Genomic DNA, 15,986 nt, shown 5'->3' on the forward strand with positions numbered 1-15,986 from the left:
GCAGTGCCAGGCTAGCCTGGCACTGCGATTCTTCGAATAAGGAGCCAGCCATGCGCACATTCCCACTGATCACTCTCATGGGCGCCTTGACTCTCGTCGGCGGTTGTTTTGACCGCGACAACAATCACCCCGGCAAGGACTCCGATGCCAGCAAGCCGTCCTTGCAGATGCAAAAACCTGACGAACAAACCGCACCCCGTTCTGCGCCAGCCCCTGAGCCAATGCCAGGGCAGAAAGCCAACCAATAATACGCGCACGAGGAATACGCCATGACGGTCATGACCCGCCAGACCGCCGCGATGGTCCAAGCCCCATCTATCGCTCCCAGCCTGAAAGATCGCTATCACGCCCTGCTCGAGGGCCAGGACACCAGTAGCCGGGCCTGGCTCGATAGCCAGTTGGCTCAGGCCCGGAGCATGCCTGACGACCTGCCGGATGACCCAGCGCAACTCGACGCCTGGAGCTTGCAGCACGCTGCCGGTGTGGCCGAGGGATACAAGGCGTACCTGGAGCAGCGCAAGCAGGGCGGCCCGCGGCGCTATTTCGCCAACCGCGCCCAGGCGTTGTGGTTCCTGCAGCAAGTCGAACCCACCAAGGTTGTGGACGGCGCGTGGTTGTTCAGTGCCCTGCGTCAATGGCGAGATCCACGCTACCACGGCCTGATCCGTACCTACCTCGAGGAGCTGGGCAGCGGTGACCCTCGCTGCAACCACGTGCTGATCTACCAGCGCCTGATGAGCCGGCTCGGCTGCCTGGAGCGTCCGGACCTGGACGATTCCCGCTACCTGCAGGCGTCCTTGCAATTGGCCCTTGGCGAGTATGGCCAGGACTATTTACCTGAAGTGATCGGCTACAACCTTGGCTATGAACAACCGCCTTTGCACTTGTTGATCACAACTTACGAATTGGCTGAGCTGGGCATCGACGGATTTTACTTCCAGCTGCACGTCACCATCGACAATGCAGCCAGCGGTCATGCCCATCTGTCGCTCCAGGCCCTGCACCAGTTGTGCCCGACTGATGATGTGGCGGGTTTTTATGAGCGGGTCCGTCGGGGCTACCGTCTCAATGATCTAGGGACCAGCACCCCTGCGCTCATCGCAAGTTTCGACTTGGAAGCTGAGCTGCTTCAGGCCCTGGAGCACAAGCGCAATTTTGGGCAGTTCATGCACTCGGACCACTGCCGTCTGCAAAAACGCACCATCAACCAATGGCTGGCCGAGCCAGGCGCCATGCCGGCCTTTCTTGACGCCATGCAGGCCCAGGGTTGGATTCGCCGCGGCGAAGCTCCTGAGCAAAGCCGCTGGTGGACGCTGATCGAGGGGCCAACCGCGCCCATGTATGGTGTATTTACCGCCTACGAGAAGCAGCTGTGGCACGATTGGATCGCCGCAGGTTCACAATCTCGCATTCGCCGTGTGTTACCCGGCAGCTGGGAGGCCGCCCTGCAGTTGCAGGACCAGGCGCCGGTTACCCAGCGGCAGCGCCCTGCGCACCACGATATGGATACGTTGATCTGTGCCATGTCCGGCAATAAACATGCGACGCCCGAAGGACTGGCCGCGACTCAGGCTTACATACAGGCCACTGGCCTGCTCCAAGAAGGATCTCACTGATGCCCCTCGATTCACCTCAGACAGCCGCTGACCAGGCTCTGCTACAGCTGGGAAAGCGCCTTCGCGCTGATGGTTACCACTTTACCTGCGTGACACCGGCGACCCATGCATTGGTTAATGCGCGACCAGGCGCTGAGAAGGCTTGCACCGTCCGGGATGTATTCGGATGGAGCCGGCCATTTGCCGGCTCAATGCTTTCGGCCGATGAGCTGGGCTTGATGAAGACCGCTGGCGTGGTGAAGTCTCATCGAGACTTATTGGCCAGTACCATTCGTTGGTCGAGCCTCGACGGGCTGCTACTGGTGCACTCGGCCTACCCTACGCAGGCGAGCGATGCGGTGTTCTTCGGCCCCGACAGCTACCGGTTCGCTCATGTCATCCAGGATCACCTGCAATCGACGCCCAAGCGCATAGAGCGTGCAGTGGACATTGGCTGTGGCACAGGGGTGGGCGCACTGGTGATTGCCCGTGCTGCGCAGCATGCGCAGGTGACCGCCGTGGATATCAACCCCAAGGCACTGCGTTTCACTTCGGTCAATACAGCGCTCGCTGACATCGATAATGTGTCTGTGCAGCAAAGCGATATTCTGCAAGATGTGACAGGTGAGTTCGACCTGATCGTGGCCAATCCGCCCTACATGCTTGACGATGGGGAACGCACGTATCGTCATGGCGGAGGTTCACTTGGGGCGGAGCTTTCGCGACGCATCATCGAACAGAGCCTTGAGCGACTGAGCGTGGGCGGATCACTGTTGCTGTATACCGGCGTTGCTATCGTCGAAGGGGCAGACGCTTTGCTCGAAGGCGTTCGCGAGCAGCTGGCAGGCCCTGAATTTTCCTGGGTCTATCGAGAGATCGACCCTGACGTGTTCGGCGAGCAGTTGTTGGAGCCGGGGTATGAGCGGGTGGAACGTATCGCCGCGGTAGCGCTGACGGTTACGCGCAATCGTTGAGACCGGAGTGTTATCGACACGCCTGGACCATCGTGGCGTTAAGCGGCTGCCGTAGCAGACCTGCCTGTGCAGACACATCCTTGATCTAACCACCGGTTCAATGAGAATAGCGGGATCGACAACCGTTTCTCCAAGGACCGTAGCCATGATGCTGGCCCCGCTGTTCCCCCGTGTAGCCCTGGAAGACACGCTGTTCGTCTTTGCCCTGGAGGCAGAGGCGGGCGGTCTGTTCGGGCATCTGAATACGGTCTTCACCGGTATTGGCAAGGTGAACGCGGCCATCGCGCTCACCCGCGCTGTGACTACGCGCAGGCCCAGGCTCATTGTCAATCTCGGCTCGGCAGGCAGTCGGCTGCATGGCAAGGGCAGCCTGGTGTGCTGCACACGGTTCGTCCAGCGCGACATGGACGTCACGCCTCTGGGGTTTGCGCGTTACGAAACGCCGCTTTCCGACATCCCTGTCGTACTTGAACATGGGCTGGCCATTGCGGGGCTGCCTATCGAAACCTGTGGCACAGGCGATAATTTCGAGATCAGGCACGGTGATGCGCCCTATGACGTGGTCGACATGGAGGCCTATGCGCTGGCGCTTGTCGCACGGTCCGAGGACATCCCGTTCGTGTGCTTGAAATACATCTCCGACGATGCCGGGAGCGATGCCGCCACCGACTGGTCCGTGCAGGTGCACTTGGCGGCAGAAGCCTTCAAGCGGGTGCTCTTCAATCCTGCCTGAATATCTGCCTATGGCCGTGGGAGCCACCGGGCACTGCGGTTAAACCTTTCCTGATGTGGCGCAGTCACTTGAGGTATCAGCAGATCACTCAGGGAGCATGTCAATGGCCAGGGCAATCTGGAAAGGCGCCATCAGTTTCGGTTTGGTACACATACCCGTGGCGCTCAACTCCGCCGTCAGCAGTGAACGCGTTGATTTTGACTGGCTGGACAAGCGCAGCATGGACCCAGTGGGCTACAAGCGCATCAATAAGGTCACCGGCAAGGACATCGACAAGGAGAACATCGTCAAGGGCGTAGAGTACGAGAAGGGCCGCTATGTGGTGATCAGTGAACAGGAGATCCGCAAGGCCCGCCCGGAGGCCACTCAGACGATCGACATCTTTTCATTCGTGGACGCAGGGGAAATTCCCCTTCAACACTTCGACACCCCTTATTACCTGAGCCCTGACCGGCGCGGCGGCAAGGTCTATGCGCTGTTGCGCGAAACGCTGGCCACCACCGGCAAAGTGGCTTTGGCGACAGTCGTGCTGCACACACGCCAGCACCTTGCGCTTATCCGACCCCTGGATGAAGCCCTGGTAATGATCACGTTGCGCTGGCCCGATGAGGTACGTGGGCTCGATACCCTTGAACTGGACACGACTGTGACCAAGGCCAAAGTGGACAAACGGGAACTGGACATGGCCAAGCGTTTGGTTCAAGACATGACCGGCACCTGGTCACCGGACGAGTATCACGACGCGTTTCGGGACACAATCATGGAGTTGGTCGCGGAAAAAGCCAGCAAAGGCAAGATCGAGACGGTGGAGAAGGGCGAGGACAGCAGCGGCGAGAAGAGCGCAGACATCATCGATCTCACCGAGCTGCTCAAACGCAGCCTCGGCGGCAAAAGCACCGCGTCTCCCAAGAAGAAACCGGCTGCGGCGAAGAAGCCCGCCAAACGTACGCGCAAGGCTTCCTGAGTACACTCACACCTGCTAGGCCTGCAGGTGCTCCTGCAGGCCGGCCAGGTAATCGCCAAACCCTTCGCGTGCTCGACACTCGCGCCGGCTGCTGGTGGCCACACTGTGCGCAGCCGACCAACTGATCGGCACCCCCAGCGCTTCCAGGTCCCGCACCAGTTGAACATCCTCGTGGGCAGCCAGTGGCTGGAAACCGTCGACGCGCTGATACGCCTGGGCGCTCACACCGAGATTGGCTCCATGAATATGACGATGACCGTCACGTGCCTCGTAGCGGCTCAGGTAGAGCTTGCGCAACGCAGCGGTCTGCCAGGGCTGCCAGTGGCTCACATGGACCGTACCGCAGACGACTTCAGCGCCGCATTCGAGCTGTGACGTCAGCCAGTGGGCAGGAACCTGGCTGTCGGCGTCTGTGCAGGCGAGCCATGTGGCACCGCGCGCGAGCATCCATTCTGCGCCCGCGCGCCGAGCCATGCCGACATTACCGGCATCGATGGCGAAGGTGTGTGCACCGTGGCGCCGGGCGACGGCGGCGGTGCCGTCGGTACAGCGATCGAGCACCACCAGAATATCGACCTCATGACCGGCTACCGCAGCGTGTTGGGCGGCAGCCGAGGCAGCCTTCAGGCATCGACCCAGACGCCGGGCTTCGTTGTGGGCCGGAATGACGATGCCGATCATATGCACGTCTCGTCCAGGTCTACCACGCTGGGCTGATTCGACCAGTAAGCCATGATGAAGTCGGCTTCGTCGTGGCAGAACACCGGGTACAGCGGCAGGTGTTTGGACAGCATTCGGTGCACCTCGCGCCCGTCCTGGGGGCACCCGGCAATCGGGTGCTTCCAGTGACACGCCAGCAGGCCGCCGTCGTAGGACAAGCTGGCGACAGACTGTTCGATTACCTGCAACCAGTCGGTGGGATCAAGGTAGTAGCCCACTTCGCTGAGCACGATCAGATCGAAACGCCCGCCTGGCCAGTCGGCAGGCAGGCGCGCACGTTCGACCTGTGCGTGGCGGACATCGGCCAGGCGATCGGTGGCCAAGCCCACAGCCTTCGGGTCGAGGTCCTGGCACACCAACTCGGCACAGCGCTCGGCCAGCAGCACACTGAGTTCGCCATTGGCGCAGGCGGGCTCGAACACCCGTTCGTAACACTGCCGGGGCAGGCTTGCCATGACCAGGTCGCGTTTTCGTTTTTCATACCAGCGGGTACGAAAGGCCCAGGGGTCTTCGTTGGCGGCATACAGGTCGGCGAAATATTGGGCATCGATACTCATGGCGAATCCTTTTACAAGAAGACCAGTTCGAAGGGCTGTAGCACGCAGTCCAGCAGGTTAGGGCGTAGCACCGGCGGTGTACAACCGTCAGGCTCGAACTGGCTGGCGTGTGCAGCAATGGCTTTGCGCTTGCGTGCCACCTGGCCCTCATTGAGTTGCAAGCGGTGCGCGCGCTCCCAGGGCAGACGTGGATCGTCAGGTTGTCCCCAGTGCCATGCCCATACTGGGACTTCCACCAGCTGGGCTTTACGCGCTAGCGCTGCCTGTGCCCCGGCCCGGCCTACGGCCTCGTGATCGCAGTGGCCGTCACCTCGCCAGGTCGTCATCAGCACATCCTCAGGGCGCAGTAGCTGAGTCAGATGGCTGACCAGAAAGGCTTCCTCCCTGGCCAGTTGACTGTCCTTCAGGTGCAGGCGGCGCCAATCGATACGCTTGGGGTCCAGCCCGAGTTGCTCGATGGCCTTGCGGCTTTCTTGCGGCCGGTCGCGACGCAAACGATGCTCTGTCCAGCGGGTCGAGCTGGGATGGCTGCCTTCGCCGTCGGTCGCCGAGATCAGCACCAGGTCCTCTTCACGCCCGGCAAAATCGGTCAGCAGACCGCCTGCCATGAGAATCTCGTCATCCGGATGGGGTGCGATCAGCACCAGGCGCCGACCAGGCGGGCAGAGCTGGTGTGCATTGAGCCAGGTGGCCCGGGCCAGATGGGCCGAGTGCTGCCACGCTGACCAGGGCGTACCATCATTGGACTGGATCAGGTCTTCACTCATAGCTGCCATGCTCCGGAAGAAAGCTGTGCGGTCTGTTCGCCGAGGGCTGCAAGGTCTCGCTCGGCGTGACTTTGGCGAATGAACACCGGCAGGTCTGCGCTCAAGCGCGCAAAGTGGGCATTACGGCAAAACGGGGTTGCACCCAATGCTCGGCCTACGTGACGCATGACGTGTTCCACGGCATGTTCAACCTGAGCGCGCACGCGTTGCACGATCAGGCTGGCATCGGCGCTTGGGTTGCGATCGATCCAGGCAGCACATTCACGCAATGCCGCACCAGCGCCGCACAGGGCGGCATCTACAGCGCCCAGGTGTGCGTCTGCGTGGGGGTCTGGTTTGGGTTTGCGGCAGTGCTCGCGCAGGTATTCGGCCAGCGCCTCGGCCGCCCCATACCAGCAGGCGGCTATGCCTGCGCCGCCGTGCCAGAAGCCCGGCCTGGACAAATATTGGCCCGCCGCGCCGACCTGTACACCAGGTGTGTCGTTGAATTCGACCTCGACGCTGGCAGTGCTGGCCATGCCCACAGCCTGCCAGTGCTCGATATTGAGGCCCAAGGTTGGGTCGGCCAAGCGGATGGCAACCAGCTGTGGCTGACCGGACTCGTCCCAGGCGGTGATCAATGCCTGATCGATTTGCAAGGCGCCCGAACACCACGCTTTCTTTCCGCCGAGGCGGACACGGCCCCCGTCTTGGGAGGTGATGACGGCACGAGCATCCGGGGGCTCTGCGGCCCACACGCCCCAGATCCCCTCAGACGAAAGATGGCCAGCACCACACTCGGCCAGGATCGCCAAAGCGTCCGTATGCCCTTCATAGAGCTTGGCCAACACCAGGTCACAGCCGGCGACCCGCGACAAGGTCTGCCAACGCTCAAGCGTATTGCCGTGGCCCGGCCTGGGCAGAATATCCAGGCAATGGGCCTGCAAAGCTTTCATCAGTTCAAGTAACTGGGTGTCGACATTGAGCGGCTGCAGCCGCTCGTCATAAGTGCGCAACAAGCGGTCCAGCTGGGTGAGGTCATAGTTCTGAGGCATGCTCATGCGCGTAACTCCCTGTCGCGTTGGGCGTCGCCCATCACGTGAGCCCAAGTTGTTTGCGCATCCGCGCCGTGATGGATTGACGGGTCTTGCTCATGTCGGCCCAAGGGTCTTGGGTATCGGCCAGTCGCTCACCTATTGTGGCAAAGGTCCACTGATTGGCGCCCTTGAGCTGTGCCAGTTCTTCACGCCAGACCGGCACCGACACCGGCAAGCCCTCGCGAGCGCGCAGCGAGTAAGCACACACCGTGGTAGCACCTTTGCCATTGCGCAAGTAGTCGATGAAGATGCGGCCTACACGGTTCTTGGGGCCGGACACTGCGGTGAGCCGATCAGGGAACAGTTTTGCCAGGTAGGTGACGATGGCGTGGCTGAAATCCTTGACGTCGTCCCAGCTCGCTTTTCTCGTTAGCGGGACAACCAGATGGATACCTTTGCCCCCGCTGGTCTTGATGAACACCTTCAGACCCAGTTCGTCCAGCAGGGTCAGGGTCAGCTGGGTGGCCTCCAGCATTGCCTTCCACGGCAGGGCCGGGTCAGGGTCCAGGTCGAGTACGAAACGGTCTGGCCGGTCGAACTGCCTGTCAGTGGCATTCCAGGTGTGCAGTTCAAGCATGTTCATCTGTACGGCGCCCAGCAAGGTGTCAGGGCGGTTGATGACCATGGCGGCTTGGCCGGCTTCCTCTTTGCCGTACGTACGCACGTTTGGGATGTGCAGCTGGCCCGCGTTTTTCTGGAAAAACAGTTCCCCAGCGAGGCCGTCTGGCGCACGCACAAGCGCAACCGGCCGATTCTTGAGGTGGGGCAAGATCCATTCGCTGACCTGGGCGTAGTATTCGACGACGTCACGCTTGGTCATGCCAGAGGTAGGGTCGATCACGCGATCAGGGTGGGTCAGGCGCAGATCACCCAGCGTCTCGGTGCTCTTGGCCGCCTTGCGCTGATGGACGGTCTTGCTCGGCATGGCACGCTCCAGGTCGATATCGGTTGCCGGTTTGTCGTCGCGCAAACCGTGGAATACCGCGTGGCGTACTACGCCGTCACGGGTCATCTGGGCAAAGGCGATCTCGGCCAGCAACGTGGGCTCTAGCCAATGTATCCCTCGGGCTTCGGCGCCGGTGGGGGGGTTGGCTACAGTAGGCTGGGCGGTTTGTAGGGGTTTGAGTTGTGCGTGCAATGTGTCAAGGGTGGTGGCACTGAACCCTGTGCCCACCTTGCCGGCGTAACGCAGCATGCCTGCGTCGTCGTGCAGGGCCAATAGCAAGGCGCCGAACCCACTGCGGCTGCCCTTGGGGTCGGTATAGCCCACCACTACAAACTCCTGCCGCCGCTTGCACTTGAGCTTGATCCAGTCGGCGCTGCGCGTGCCGGAATAGCTGCTGTCGGCACGCTTGCCGATCAAGCCTTCAAGGCCCAGCTTACAGGCACTCTCGAGCAACGCTTCAACCGGCTCGTCGAAGTCCGCAGAGTACTTGAGGTTGTCCGCAGTGTTGTGCTCAAGCAAGCGCTCCAACGCGTCGCGTCGCTGCTGCAAGGGTAGGGCGCGCAGATCTTGACCGCCCAGAAACGGCAGGTCGAAGACGTAATAGGTGATTTGTTCATCATGCGCGGTATCGAATGCGTTCTGTAGGGCCTGGAAGTCTGCAACCCCCTGGTCGTCATTGACGACCATCTCGCCATCGAGCCACGCAGAGTCCACACCCAACGCGCGTAGCGTAGCGATTTGGCCCGGCATCTTCGCGCTCCAGTCATGGCCATTGCGGGTATAGAGCCGCACATCATCGCCCTCGATGCGCGCGAGGATGCGGTAACCGTCGTACTTCACCTCATACCGCCAGTCCCCCGAGGGGGGTGAGTCGACCAACGTGGCCAACTGCGGCTGCATGTGTTCTGGCAGCATAGCGGGCTTGGACTTGGCGGCTTGCTTAGTCGGGGCGGGCTTGCCTTTGCCGGGTTTGGCCGTTTTGGCGGATTGCTTGGCAACCAAAGTGCGGTCGCTGATCACGCTGTCGGGCTGGTCCTCGACAATGCTGTACTGGGCCTCGCTGCGGGCCTGGCTGTCATTCGACTTCACCAGCATCCACTGCTCTTTCTTGCCAGCCAGCCGTGTGCGGAACAGGTTCCACATACCAGCGAGCTTCTCGCCTTGCAGGCGAAAGCGCAGTTTGCCTTTTTTGTAACCCTCATGCGGGTCCCCGTCGGGTTCCCAAACCCCACGGTCCCAGACGATGACATCGCCCCCACCGTAGTGACCTTCCGGAATATGACCCTCGAATGTGGCGTAATCGAGCGGATGGTCTTCGACATGCACCGCCAGGCGTTTGACTTTCGGATCCAGGGAAGGCCCCTTTGGAATCGCCCAACTTTTGAGCGTGCCGTCCAGCTCCAGCCGGAAGTCATAGTGCAGATGGCTGGCATCATGTTTCTGGATGCAGAACTGTAACGCATGAGCCGCTTTGCTGCGGCCGGATTTGCCGCTTGGCTCGGGCGTGGCGTTGAAATCGCGCTTGCGCGCGTATTCCTCGAGTGGCTTGGCCATGGGGGGCTCCGGAACCTGCGCTGTCTTGATCTTGGGAGACGGGGAACGGCACCGGAGTTCAAAAAACCGCCACTGGCCGCGTAAAACTCTGAATCTTCCTGGCTACAAAGCAGTCGACTTTGGGTAAGCCAACTGATGGAGAGGCGTAATGTCCAGACCCGATGAACCCAAAGCCTATACCCCGACCGAGATCGATGACATCGAGGATCGTATGGGCAGTGTGCATGAGCTGAACTTCAGTGATCGCCTTGATGACCGTCAGGGGCGGGTAGGTGATGAACGACCAGAGCGTGAAGTGGAGCAGGAATTCCCGGAAGAGCGGGTGCGCCAGAGCGGCTTGACCGGCGGCGAGGCGCTGACCGACAGCCTGCATGAGGACGGTGTCACCGATGATGATCTGAGCCCTGACACGCTGCTGGACGAAACCGGCGCTCGAGATCCCCATGAGCCTGGGGACGGCGGCCCTGCCGATCAGGCGCTGACCGAAAAAGACGCGATCGAGATCGGCGGCGGTCGAGGCCTTGACGAAGCAGAACTGGCCCGCACCAACCCGCTTGACGGGAAACCGTGGACTGACGATGCAATCGAAGAAGACGAAAGGAGTTGATCATGAGCGAATTACGCTGCGCTTGCACCGAGTGTTCCTGCACGGTGAGCACCTTGCCGCAGAACGGCAAGGCCTACTGCTGCGAAGCGTGTGCGACCGGGCACCGTAACGGCGAGCCATGTCGCATGCCTGACTGCACCTGTGGCAAGGTTGAGCAGAAAAAGGAAACCAGTGTGGACAATGCGCTGGATGAGACTTTCCCAGCGAGCGATCCTATTTCGCCGTGAGGGGTATTGAGCCGGGTCTGCCTGGGCAGACCCGGCCTGTTCAACCTCTCTTAAACCGTCACAGAGAGTGAGCGAATTCCATAGAAGCGGCCTTGACGAGGCGCTCCTGCAAGGGGACTGTGCTGAGCTTGGAGCAGCCTAGTTTTGTGACTTACCCACCAACCGCCCCCCTTTATGTTGGTGCTGGCGTATCTTGCCGGCGCATGGTCTTAGCGCGCTTTTCCAGCACCAAGTAGGTGATGACCGCCAACACCAGCGGTATCAGGTAGTACAAGGTTCGATAGGCCAGTAAGGCTGCAACCAGGCTGCCTTGTGGAATCTGCCCCTGAAGCAGGCCCAGGAATACGGTCTCCAGCACCCCAAGCCCAGCCGGAATGTGAGCCACCACCCCAGCCACGCAACTGATCAGCAGAACCCCCAGGATGGAGGGATAGAACGCCTGCTCTGGCAACAGCCAGAAGATCAGCAGCGCCATCATTGCCCAGTTGCTGGCGCCTAAGGCCACCTGGCACAGTGCAAGTCGCAGTGAAGGCAGCGTCAGTTCATGCTCGCGCCAGCGCCAGGTGCGTTTTTTGGCAAAACCGCAGGCCAGCAGATAGCCGATCGAAATGGCCAGCAGCGCGAAGCCAATGAGCTGCAGCCCAGTGGTGCCGACCGCCCAGTTTGCGGGCAATTCGACCAGGCGCATGGCAAACACGCTGCCTGCCAGCAGCATGTAGCCCATCCAGTTGGTCAGTAGCCCCAAGGTGAGAATGCGTGTGATGGTGGGCGTGTCCAACCCAAGCCTGCCGTATAACCGATAGCGCAACGCAACCCCGCCCACCCAGGTGGTGAAGTTGAGGTTGAAGGCGTAGCACACGAAGGCGATCGGCAGCACTTGCCGGACCGGCAACTTGTGACCGGTATAGGTTCGGGCCAATAAGTCGTAACTGGCAAAGATCAAGAAGCTCATCAGTGCCATGACCAACCCGACGGCCAATGTGCCGGGTTTGTAGGCCAACAGCGATTCACGCACCTCGTTCCAATCCAGGTTGCGCGCCAACGTGAACAGTAACGCCGGGATCAGGATAAGGAACAGGACGGTGAACAGACGCTTGGCCCACACTTGCCAACGCTTTCGTTCCATCAGGTGTTGCCCTCGTGCAGGTTGCCTTGGGTCTCTACGGCTTGCCCAGGCGTTTTCAGGCGCTTGCGATGCGCAGGTAGCCAACCGGCAATGCGCGGGAAGTGACGTATGACGTGGAAGCTCAAGAAGATCAGTGGCGCCCGCCACCAGTAGCCGCGAATCATTCGCTCCAGGGTGACCGTCTTGCACTGTTCGCTGGCCAGCGACTGCAGGTGGTCATGTAGCTGCTGATTGAAGGCACGGCTGCGGATGAACAGGTTGGCTTCAAGGTTGAACGACAGGCTCAGCGGGTCGAGGTTGCTCGAACCGACCGTGGACCATTCGTCATCCACCAGTGCGACCTTTCCGTGCAGGGGGCGCCGGCAATACTCATGGATCCGCACACCGTCGCGAAGCAGGTAGTTGTAGAGCAGGCGAGCCAGGGTACGCACCCACCACATGTCCGGCTCACCCTGCATGATGAGGGTCACCTCAACCCCGCGACGCGCGGCGTTACGCAACTCGCGCAACAGGCGATAACCCGGGAAAAAATAGGCATTGGCTACCACGATGCGCTTGCGCGCGCCACGCAGCGCTTCGAGGTAATAGGCTTCGATAGCCGTGCTGCGCTGGCCGTTGTCCCGCTCTACCATCACGGCGGTGATGTCGCCAGTGGGGTCGGTGACAGGGCGCACCTCGCTTGGGGGCTCGAGCACCGGCGACATCAATCGGCGGCTGACGGCATGCACCTGCGCGACCACTGGCCCGGTTACCTCCACGGCGTAGTCCTGCTTGGCCATGGGGCCATAGTCGCCGAGATGATCGGCGCTGTAGTTGATGCCGCCAATGAATGCACGCTCCCCGTCGATCACGACGATCTTGCGATGCAGCCGGCGGAACAGGTTGGTGCGCAGGCCCGCCAGACGAGGCTGGGGGTCGAACAGGTGAAACCTTACTCCCGCCTCGGTCATCGCCGCGATGAACTCGGCTGACAGGTCAGCGGTGCCGTACCCGTCGGCAACCACTTCCACACGGACCCCACGTTGCGCTGCCTCGATCAGCGCACGCTGCAACTGGTGGCCTACCTTGTCTTCGTAGATGATGAATGTCTCGAGCAGGATTTCATTGCGCGCCTGGCCCATGGCCTCGAAGACCCGCGGGTAGAACGCCTCACCATTGATCAGCAGCTCGACGCTGTTGCCATCGACCCAAGGTCTTTTCACACGTTGATCTCCGCAGCCAGGGGGGCGTGGTCGGACAGGTGCGACCACGGATAATTGGATAAAACCTTTGCAGCATGGGGCATGGCATTGCGCACGTAGATCCGGTCAAGCCGAAGCAGCGGCAGGCGTGCCGGAAAACTGCGGGCTGGCGAGCCGAAACGCTCCCCGAATGCCTCTATCAAGCGCTGCGACAGCACGGCATCTGCTTTCAGACGCCAGTCGTTAAAGTCGCCGGCGATAATCACCGGCGCCTTGGCAGGCAGGCGGTCGAGCAACTCGAACAGCAGACTCACCTGCTTCTGCCGGTGTGCCTCCCGTAGGCCCAAGTGCACGCAGATTGCATGCACTTCGTCGTGGCCGGGTACTTCCAGTTGACAGTGCAGCAGGCCTCGCTGTTCATTTCCCGCCACTGAGACGTCGAGGTTTTCCGAACGCACGATCGGAAATTTGGAGAGCAAGGCGTTGCCGTGATCGCCATGGGGATAAACGGCGTTGCGACCATAGGCAAATTGCGGCCACATGCTGTCTGCCAGGAATTCGTACTGGGGCGCCTGCGGCCAGGCAGGGTGGCTGATCGCATGCTGTTGGTGGCTGCCATGCACCTCCTGGAGAAACACCAGGTCGGCGCCCGTGGCACGTACCGCATCGCGCAGCTCCGGCAGGATGAAGCGGCGGTTGAAGAAGGTGAAGCCTTTGTGCACGTTGAGCGTCAGTACGTTCAAACGGTGCACGGCGGTGACTTTGTCGATGATGCAGCTTGGCGCGGAGAGTGTAGGGTTCACAGTTCAACCTCCGGCTCGGCGCCCGGCTCTGTCATCAGCTCGTGGTCCAGGTGCATCTTTTCCAGCAATCGGCGCGCGTCGTAAGGGGCGTGGACTTTCTGGTCGTTATCGAAATAGCAGTACACATCCCGGGTTGAGCGCCGGGGGGGAGGGCCCTGTACGATCAGGTGTGCATCGTCGGCCTGACTCCCCTCACGCCACTGTTCGATCCGTTTCTTCCAGCGGCGCAGTGCGCTGACGGTATAACCGCTGCTGTAGAGTTCGACGTCGCCATGCAGGCGCATGTACATGAAATCTGCGGTGACGTCCTCCACGTAAGGCCACTTGCCCGCGCTGTCGGCAACCACCAGGGCAACGTTGTGCTGGCGCAGCAGTTCCACGAAGCGCTCGCACAGGAAACTTTCGTGACGAATTTCCACCGCATGGCGTAGCGGCGCATTGCCGCTTATCTGCGTGCCGCCGTTACCTTGCAGGCGTTGCTCGCAGCCACTGGCGCTGCGTCGGGCAGCGGCGCGGTCACGCGGCAGCGATCTCAGAAATGCATCGAATCGCTCAGCGTCGAAACGCATGTTGGCAGGGAACTGCCATAAGAATGGGCCGAGCTTGTTACCGAGAAGGAGCGGCCCGGAGGCGAAGAAATTGGCCAATGGCGTATCGATGTCCTTAAGTCTGCGGATGTGGGTGATGTATCGCGGCGCCTTGACCGCGAACACGAAGTCATCGGGTGTGGCGTCATGCCAGGCTTGATAGCGTTCGGGCGTTTGCAGGCTGTAAAACGAGCCGTTGATCTCGATGGTATTGACTGCCCTCGACGCGAAGGCCAGTTCGTCGTCCTGGCGCAGCCCCTTGGGGTAGAAGTCCTTGCGCCAGGGACCGTATCGCCATCCTGAAATGCCAATGCGTACCTCGCTCACGCTGCCTCCTATCGCATCTCCATTCCATTCATCATTGCGACCAGTGCAGCGGCAGGAGGGTTCAGGCGCAGTTGATCAGTGGTGGCGAGCAGGGCTGGAATTGAACTTTGCGGGCAGGCTTGATGCCACTTTTAGACAGGCAGGGTGGTGACCAACGCTCTGTATCGACACTTCTTGGAGGTGCACATGGCCCGACACATCATCCATTTCACCGGCCCTATCAACTCGTCTACCTGCGGCAATCTGATCAACACCTGCACCAAGGCCGTGAACCAGGGGGCCGAAGTGGTGCAGTTGAATGTCGCCACCATGGGCGGCGAGTGCAGCTACGGGTTTACCCTGTACAACTACCTGCGGACCTTGCCGGTCAGTGTGCATACCCACAACCTGGGCACGGTCGAGTCAATGGGCAACATCCTGTTCCTGGCCGGCGAGCACCGCACCGCGTGCACTCACAGCAAGTTCCTCTTCCACCCCTTTCACTGGACGCTGCACGGCTCCATCGACCACTCACGCATGGCCGAATATGTAATGAGCCTGGATTATGACTTGCGCCTTTACGCGCAGATTGTGGCGCAGCGCACCGAGGGTGCAGCACAGGCACTTGACGTGCCGCGCTACTTGATGGCGGCCCCGCGAATCCTTGGCCCACAAGAAGCCCTGGACAGCGGGATGATTCATGCAATCGACGACTTGCCGATAGAGGCGGGCGACTGCCAATGGAGCGTGCACGCTTAGAGCGGCACGCCCGTTTTTGAATTAGCAGCCAGTAAAGTGGGCGTTAGCGCACAGACGCTGCGGTAGCTGCGTCGCACTCGAGCAAAGAGCGAATCAATTTCTTGATGTCTTGCTTGAGCGTGCTGACGTGCTCGAAATGGGCGAACTGGTAGTCAGCGATCTCATGCAAGGCGCAGGGCTGCGGTGCTTCGTCGAACTCGGCCTCGAAGACATAATGCATGCGTTGTGGCGTTTCGTGGCGCATCAGCAGCGTGAAATTGTGGGCCTGCAGGCCTGTCTCTTCCAGCAGTTCGCGCTGGGCTGCCTCAAGCGGCGTCTCACCAGGTTCTACCTTGCCTCCTGGCAGCGTCCAAGGGGCATTTGGCTTGCGAACCCACAGCCATTTATGAGCGTGTTTGCCATGCCGACAGATGATGGTTGCGCGGGGCTTGGCGGATTTCATGGGTACTCCGGCGAATCACATTCCTATGAGGAGTTAGTCGCCGAGCACCGTGCAAAAGTCAT

Annotated in this window: 18 protein-coding genes; 8 read left to right on the forward strand and 10 right to left on the reverse strand. The window is 60.8% G+C overall.

All coding sequences use genetic code 11. The annotated features are described in order from the left end of the window. Positions 1-50 precede the first annotated feature (50 nt). The 5 genes from ACF8GB_RS03705 (at position 51) to ACF8GB_RS03725 (ending at position 4,266) form a co-directional block, all read left to right on the forward strand. The gene (locus ACF8GB_RS03705; RefSeq protein WP_058639267.1) at positions 51-248 is read left to right on the forward strand and encodes a hypothetical protein; all 198 of its coding nucleotides are present in this window, start codon (positions 51-53) and stop codon (positions 246-248) included. Positions 249-269: 21 nt separating this feature from the next. After that, positions 270-1,616: an iron-containing redox enzyme family protein gene (locus ACF8GB_RS03710; RefSeq protein WP_392526570.1), complete on the forward strand. Its 1,347-nt coding sequence runs from the start codon at positions 270-272 to the stop codon at positions 1,614-1,616. After that, complete coding sequence (locus ACF8GB_RS03715) at positions 1,616-2,569, forward strand: class I SAM-dependent methyltransferase (RefSeq protein WP_196185907.1); 954 nt, start codon at positions 1,616-1,618, stop codon at positions 2,567-2,569. Before ACF8GB_RS03710 ends, ACF8GB_RS03715 begins: the two co-directional genes overlap by 1 nt. Before the next feature lie 145 nt (positions 2,570-2,714). Then, a complete protein-coding gene (locus tag ACF8GB_RS03720) occupies positions 2,715-3,302 on the forward strand; it encodes a nucleosidase (protein WP_196185906.1) in 588 nt (195 codons plus the stop codon). 103 nt (positions 3,303-3,405) lie between these two features. After that, a complete protein-coding gene (locus ACF8GB_RS03725; RefSeq protein ID WP_078478626.1) occupies positions 3,406-4,266 on the forward strand; it encodes a Ku protein in 861 nt (286 codons plus the stop codon). A 15-nt stretch (positions 4,267-4,281) separates the two neighbouring features. Here the strand turns inward: ACF8GB_RS03725 and ACF8GB_RS03730 are convergent, their stop codons facing one another. The 5 genes from ACF8GB_RS03730 to ligD are packed head-to-tail and all read right to left on the reverse strand — an operon-like array spanning position 4,282 to position 9,886. Then, a complete protein-coding gene (locus tag ACF8GB_RS03730) occupies positions 4,282-4,947 on the reverse strand; it encodes a glycosyltransferase family 2 protein (RefSeq protein ID WP_196125561.1) in 666 nt (221 codons plus the stop codon). Beyond that, on the reverse strand, positions 4,944-5,543 hold the full coding sequence (locus ACF8GB_RS03735; RefSeq protein ID WP_144965838.1) for a bifunctional 2-polyprenyl-6-hydroxyphenol methylase/3-demethylubiquinol 3-O-methyltransferase UbiG: 600 nt from the start codon (positions 5,541-5,543) through the stop codon (positions 4,944-4,946). The genes ACF8GB_RS03730 and ACF8GB_RS03735 overlap by 4 nt, the downstream gene beginning before the upstream one ends. Before the next feature lie 11 nt (positions 5,544-5,554). Continuing rightward, complete coding sequence (locus tag ACF8GB_RS03740) at positions 5,555-6,310, reverse strand: PIG-L deacetylase family protein (RefSeq protein ID WP_145254441.1); 756 nt, start codon at positions 6,308-6,310, stop codon at positions 5,555-5,557. Next, entirely contained in the window at positions 6,307-7,350 is a 1,044-nt protein-coding gene (locus ACF8GB_RS03745; RefSeq protein ID WP_197844470.1) for an acyl-CoA dehydrogenase family protein, read from the reverse strand. Before ACF8GB_RS03745 ends, ACF8GB_RS03740 begins: the two co-directional genes overlap by 4 nt. Positions 7,351-7,384: 34 nt before the next feature. After that, positions 7,385-9,886 (reverse strand): DNA ligase D, encoded by a 2,502-nt coding sequence (gene ligD / locus ACF8GB_RS03750; RefSeq protein ID WP_392526572.1) that lies wholly within the window; start codon positions 9,884-9,886, stop codon positions 7,385-7,387. Positions 9,887-10,034: 148 nt separating this feature from the next. Between ligD and ACF8GB_RS03755 the strand changes: the two genes are divergently transcribed. Both ACF8GB_RS03755 and ACF8GB_RS03760 read left to right on the forward strand, forming a co-directional pair. Continuing rightward, positions 10,035-10,493, forward strand: coding sequence for a phosphotransferase system, HPr-related protein (locus ACF8GB_RS03755; protein ID WP_392515737.1), 459 nt, complete (start codon positions 10,035-10,037; stop codon positions 10,491-10,493). Positions 10,494-10,495: 2 nt separating this feature from the next. Next, positions 10,496-10,720, forward strand: a complete 225-nt coding sequence (locus ACF8GB_RS03760) for a metallothionein (protein WP_027915593.1) — start codon at positions 10,496-10,498, stop codon at positions 10,718-10,720. 172 nt (positions 10,721-10,892) lie between these two features. Here ACF8GB_RS03760 and ACF8GB_RS03765 read toward each other — a convergent pair whose 3' ends face one another. From ACF8GB_RS03765 to ACF8GB_RS03780, 4 genes are read right to left on the reverse strand one after another with little or no spacing between them, the layout of a single operon-like run. Continuing rightward, complete coding sequence (locus ACF8GB_RS03765) at positions 10,893-11,846, reverse strand: lysylphosphatidylglycerol synthase domain-containing protein (protein WP_078478622.1); 954 nt, start codon at positions 11,844-11,846, stop codon at positions 10,893-10,895. Next, positions 11,846-13,048 (reverse strand): cardiolipin synthase ClsB, encoded by a 1,203-nt coding sequence (gene clsB / locus ACF8GB_RS03770; RefSeq protein WP_078478621.1) that lies wholly within the window; start codon positions 13,046-13,048, stop codon positions 11,846-11,848. The genes ACF8GB_RS03765 and clsB overlap by 1 nt, the downstream gene beginning before the upstream one ends. Then, entirely contained in the window at positions 13,045-13,830 is a 786-nt protein-coding gene (locus ACF8GB_RS03775) for an endonuclease/exonuclease/phosphatase family protein (RefSeq protein ID WP_145254428.1), read from the reverse strand. The genes clsB and ACF8GB_RS03775 overlap by 4 nt, the downstream gene beginning before the upstream one ends. Next, on the reverse strand, positions 13,827-14,744 hold the full coding sequence (locus ACF8GB_RS03780; RefSeq protein WP_058639280.1) for a DUF72 domain-containing protein: 918 nt from the start codon (positions 14,742-14,744) through the stop codon (positions 13,827-13,829). The genes ACF8GB_RS03775 and ACF8GB_RS03780 overlap by 4 nt, the downstream gene beginning before the upstream one ends. 186 nt (positions 14,745-14,930) lie before the next feature. Here ACF8GB_RS03780 and ACF8GB_RS03785 point away from each other — a divergent pair, with 186 nt between their 5' ends. Then, a complete protein-coding gene (locus ACF8GB_RS03785; protein WP_392526574.1) occupies positions 14,931-15,482 on the forward strand; it encodes an ATP-dependent Clp protease proteolytic subunit in 552 nt (183 codons plus the stop codon). A 43-nt stretch (positions 15,483-15,525) separates the two neighbouring features. Here the strand turns inward: ACF8GB_RS03785 and ACF8GB_RS03790 are convergent, their stop codons facing one another. Further along, a complete protein-coding gene (locus tag ACF8GB_RS03790; protein WP_058639282.1) occupies positions 15,526-15,924 on the reverse strand; it encodes an NUDIX hydrolase in 399 nt (132 codons plus the stop codon). Positions 15,925-15,986 lie beyond the last annotated feature (62 nt).

The sequence above is a fragment of the Pseudomonas sp. xss_4 genome, from assembly GCF_043104125.1.
Taxonomy (GTDB): Bacteria; Pseudomonadota; Gammaproteobacteria; order Pseudomonadales; family Pseudomonadaceae; genus Aquipseudomonas; species Aquipseudomonas parafulva_B.

Excerpts from the sequence above, each read along its gene's own strand:
- ACF8GB_RS03705 (WP_058639267.1), top strand. The coding sequence starts at position 51 with ATGCGCACATTCCCACTGATCACTCTCATGGGCGCCTTGACTCTCGTC.
- ACF8GB_RS03710 (WP_392526570.1), top strand. The coding sequence starts at position 270 with ATGACGGTCATGACCCGCCAGACCGCCGCGATGGTCCAAGCCCCATCT.
- ACF8GB_RS03715 (WP_196185907.1), top strand. The coding sequence starts at position 1,616 with ATGCCCCTCGATTCACCTCAGACAGCCGCTGACCAGGCTCTGCTACAG.
- ACF8GB_RS03720 (WP_196185906.1), top strand. The coding sequence starts at position 2,715 with ATGATGCTGGCCCCGCTGTTCCCCCGTGTAGCCCTGGAAGACACGCTG.
- ACF8GB_RS03725 (WP_078478626.1), top strand. The coding sequence starts at position 3,406 with ATGGCCAGGGCAATCTGGAAAGGCGCCATCAGTTTCGGTTTGGTACAC.
- ACF8GB_RS03730 (WP_196125561.1), bottom strand. The coding sequence starts at position 4,947 with ATGATCGGCATCGTCATTCCGGCCCACAACGAAGCCCGGCGTCTGGGT.
- ACF8GB_RS03735 (WP_144965838.1), bottom strand. The coding sequence starts at position 5,543 with ATGAGTATCGATGCCCAATATTTCGCCGACCTGTATGCCGCCAACGAA.
- ACF8GB_RS03740 (WP_145254441.1), bottom strand. The coding sequence starts at position 6,310 with ATGAGTGAAGACCTGATCCAGTCCAATGATGGTACGCCCTGGTCAGCG.
- ACF8GB_RS03745 (WP_197844470.1), bottom strand. The coding sequence starts at position 7,350 with ATGAGCATGCCTCAGAACTATGACCTCACCCAGCTGGACCGCTTGTTG.
- ligD (WP_392526572.1), bottom strand. The coding sequence starts at position 9,886 with ATGGCCAAGCCACTCGAGGAATACGCGCGCAAGCGCGATTTCAACGCC.
- ACF8GB_RS03755 (WP_392515737.1), top strand. The coding sequence starts at position 10,035 with ATGTCCAGACCCGATGAACCCAAAGCCTATACCCCGACCGAGATCGAT.
- ACF8GB_RS03760 (WP_027915593.1), top strand. The coding sequence starts at position 10,496 with ATGAGCGAATTACGCTGCGCTTGCACCGAGTGTTCCTGCACGGTGAGC.
- ACF8GB_RS03765 (WP_078478622.1), bottom strand. The coding sequence starts at position 11,846 with ATGGAACGAAAGCGTTGGCAAGTGTGGGCCAAGCGTCTGTTCACCGTC.
- ACF8GB_RS03785 (WP_392526574.1), top strand. The coding sequence starts at position 14,931 with ATGGCCCGACACATCATCCATTTCACCGGCCCTATCAACTCGTCTACC.
- ACF8GB_RS03790 (WP_058639282.1), bottom strand. The coding sequence starts at position 15,924 with ATGAAATCCGCCAAGCCCCGCGCAACCATCATCTGTCGGCATGGCAAA.